1 protein-coding gene and 1 pseudogene are annotated in these 3,441 nt (G+C 70.2%); both read right to left on the bottom strand.

Annotated features, from left to right (window positions below; all coding sequences use genetic code 11):
• Nucleotides 1–162 precede the first annotated feature (162 nt).
• Entirely contained in the window at nucleotides 163–2,523 is a 2,361-nt protein-coding gene (locus LCE31_RS22410; RefSeq protein WP_225016878.1) for a GH92 family glycosyl hydrolase, read from the bottom strand.
• Nucleotides 2,524–2,943: 420 nt separating this feature from the next.
• Nucleotides 2,944–3,441: pseudogene (locus LCE31_RS22405) on the bottom strand (hypothetical protein); the annotation flags it as partial.

The raw sequence follows: 3,441 nt of genomic DNA, 5'->3' as shown, positions 1-3,441 counted from the left end.
GGGGCCCCCCTTTTCCCCCCCCGGGGCGCCGGGGGGCGGGTTGCGCCCCCGCCCCCCCCCCGGGGGGGGGGGCCGGGGGGGGTGGGGGGGGGGGCCCCCGGGGGGGGGGGGCCGCACCGGGGTCGCACCGGCGGAGGAAAACCCTGGGGGCTCCTGGCGACGTCAGTCCTTGGACAGGGCCGGCGGGGACGCGTTCGTGGCCCAGTTTGTCGGCTTGTCCGAGAGCTTGATCTTGATCGTGCCGGAGCGGAGCAGATCCTTGTGGGTCAGCCAGCTCTGCCTCAGCGTGCCCTTGTCCGTCTTGACCGAGGACACGTACTGGAGCTTCGACGCGTCGCCGCCCGGGGACTCGATGGTGATCGGGCGGCCGTGTTCGGGCCGGATCTGGACCTTGTCGAACATGGGCGCGCTGATCTCGTAGGTGGCGGAGCCCGGCTGCGCCTCGAAGACGCCGGCCATGGCGAAGACGAGCATCGACGAGGTCGCGCCGAGGTCGTCGTTGCCGGGCATCCCGTTCTGGTTGTCGGTGAAGAGCGTCCGCATCGCGCGCAGCACGGCCGACGTCTTCCACGGCGCGCCCGTCCAGGTGTACATCCACGGCGCGCTGAAGTCGGGCTCGTTGTTGGGGTTGAAGGCGAAGTTGTTGTGGTAGTCGTAGGCGCCTGTCACCCACGAGTCGGACGCGGCCTTCGCCGGGTCGGTCAGCACGGTCGGCATGTCGAAGAACGTGTCGAGCCGCTTCTCGGCCTGCGCCTGACCGCCCATCAGCCCGAAGAGGGTCTCCGGGTCCTGCTGCGCGAGCCACTGGTACTGCCAGGCCGTGCCCTCGTGGAACGGAGCCGTCTGGGTGGGGTCGGGGTCTCCGGCCGCGCTGCCGTCCGCGTTCTTGGCGACGGGGAACCCGGAGAAACCGTGCGAGGTGACAGTGGGGTCCCAGAGCGTGGTGAAGTTGTCGCAGCGCGAGGCGAGCGTCGCGGCCTTGCCCCGGTAGCCAAGGTGGTCGGCCATCGTGGAGAGCGCACAGTCGGCGAGCGAGTACTCAAGCGTGGCCGACCCCGCCTGGCGGCTGTCGCCGTACTTGTAGCCGGGCAGGTTCTGGTAGGCGACCCAGCCGTTCTTCAGGTAGCTCGGATTGCCGTCACGGCCGCGGAAGACCGTCTGGTCCGCGGGCACCTCGTTCGCGTTCTTCCAGAGGGCGTCGAAGAGTTGGTGCGCGGTACGGCCGTCGAGCAGCCCGCGGTTGTAGACGTCGACGATCCACGGGGTGACGGGGTCGCCGCTCATCACGTTGGTCTCGCCGTTGCCGAGCCCCCAGCGCGGGAGCCAGCCCGCGTCCTGGTAGATGTGCAGCACGGACTTGGCCATGTCCGTGGCCTCGTCCGGGTTCAGCAGGTCCACCAGTTGGTTCTGCGAGCGGTAGGTGTCCCAGAGCGAGAACATCTGGTAGTACGTGGAACTCGCGCGGTGCACCTTGTCGTCGAAGCCGCGGTAGCGGTTGTCCACGTCGGACCCGATCGACGGGTACAGCAGCGAGTGGTAGAGCGCGGTGTAGTAGGTCCGCTGGTCGGCGGTGGTGCCGCCGGCCACGCGCATGCGGTCCAGTTCCCCTCGCCAGTCGTGGTGCGCGGCGGTGCGGGCCTTGTCGAACGATCTGGGCTGCTCGGCCTTGCGGTTGAGGCGCGCGCCCGCGATCGACGTATAGGACAGGCCCACCGAGGAGCCGACCTGGTCGCCCTTGGACGGGTCGAACGTCAGCCAGGCGCCGTCGCGTTCGGTGCTGCGCGAGGCGTCCCGCCGGTTCGGGGCGAGGGTGTTGTCGGTCCAGGTGCCGAAGCTTGAGAACGCCCGGTTGAACTGGGCGCTGAAGTAGACGCGGTAGCGGTCCGCGCCGGTCTCGCCGCAGAAGTCGCCGCCCTGGACCCAGCCCTCCACGGTGTCGTCGCCGACCACGTGGATGTCGCCGGCATAGGTGTTGCCGTTGCTCTGGCCGGCCTCGATCAGTACGTTCTCCGGGCCCGATCCTGCGGGGTAGGTGTAACGGTGCTGGCCGGTCCGCTGCGTCGCGGTCAGTTCGGCCTTGATGCCGTTGTCGAGCTTGACGCCGTAATAGCCGGGAGCACGGGTCTCGTTGGCATGGCTGAACTTCGCGCCGTACTGCGCGGGGTCGGACGACGTCACCGCGCCGGTGGTCGGCATGAACCGGAAGTCGCCCATCGTCTGGCAGCCGACGCCCGAGAGGTGCGTGTGGCTGAACCCGAGGATGGTGTCTTGGCTGTAGTCGTAGGAGGCGTACTGGTTCAGCTGCGTGTCCGGGCTCAACTGCACCATGCCGAACGGGACGGCGGCACCCGGGAAGGTGGTTCCGTTGCCGTTGTTGCCGATCGACGTGTCGACGAGCGTGGTGGGGTCGTCCGCAAACTTCGCGCCCCGCGCCTGGGCGTCCACGACGCCGGTGGTGGCGGAGGCCGCGACCACCGCGGTGGCGAGCAGCACGGCGGTGAGTACGCGTCTCAACGCTCTCATCGCGATCCTCTCTTTAGACAACGTTGTCAGTCTGTCGATCCTTGCTCGGCAGATGTGATCATGTCAATCCATTGCGGGAGGGGTGTTCCTGGCGAGAGGGGGTGTTCCTGGCGAGGGGCATGAGCGGGAGGACGTGGGGCTTGAGCGCGTGGGCCTGAGGGCGCGGCGGCGGGGAAGCCCGTGTGCGGGTACGGGTGTTCCGTGTGCGGGTACGGGTTCCGCGTGCCGCCACGGATTACGCGTACGGGCACGGTCTCGGCCTGCGGGTACGGGTGCCACATACGGGCACGGCTCCGCGTACGGCCACGGCTTCGCGTTCGGCTTCCGCGTGCCCGCACGATTCCCGCGTACGGCCACGGCTTACGCGCGCAACCACGATTCAGCCACGGCTCCCGCGCGCAACCACGGTTCAGCCGCGTCTCACAGGAGTGCCGCGCGTACCAGCGCTCGGCCTCGGGTGGTCGTCGCGATGGCGTCCTCGGGCGAAGCCTCCTCCGGGGGCGGGGCGTTCAGGTTCTCGCAGGCGCGGCAGGTGCCTTCGCGTGCTGTTGGCCGGCCGCAGGCCGTGCATTCGTGCCAGCGCGGTGTCGCGGGCGCGGCGGGCGGCGCGGCGGCCGGCGGCAGTTTGCGGGTGAGGCGGTCGCGCAGGAGGGCGGTGACGCTGTGGACCGGGTTGGGCAGGCCGCCCAGGAGGGCGTGAGCCAGCTCGCGTGGGCCGTGCCCCCGCTCCAGCCAGGGGGCCACCAACGGAGCGAGCGCCACCGCCTCCGCCGTACCGAGGCGCAGACGCGGCTCCGGTGCCGTCACACGATGGAGCAGGGCCGCGGCCTCACCCGTGGTCTTGTCGAGCGGTCCGGTCGGGGCTGATGCGGTGGTGGGTGCGGAGCCCGTCTCCCGACCGCCCGTCCCCCGTACGCC

The organism is Streptomyces sp. 8L (genome assembly GCF_020176795.1).
In the GTDB taxonomy this organism is placed as follows: Bacteria; Actinomycetota; Actinomycetes; order Streptomycetales; family Streptomycetaceae; genus Streptomyces.
This window is presented reverse-complemented; position numbering and strand designations above follow the sequence as displayed.

Bases quoted from the DNA above. Each gene is read 5' to 3' on its own strand.
- LCE31_RS22410 (WP_225016878.1), bottom strand. From the start codon at position 2,523: ATGAGAGCGTTGAGACGCGTACTCACCGCCGTGCTGCTCGCCACCGCG.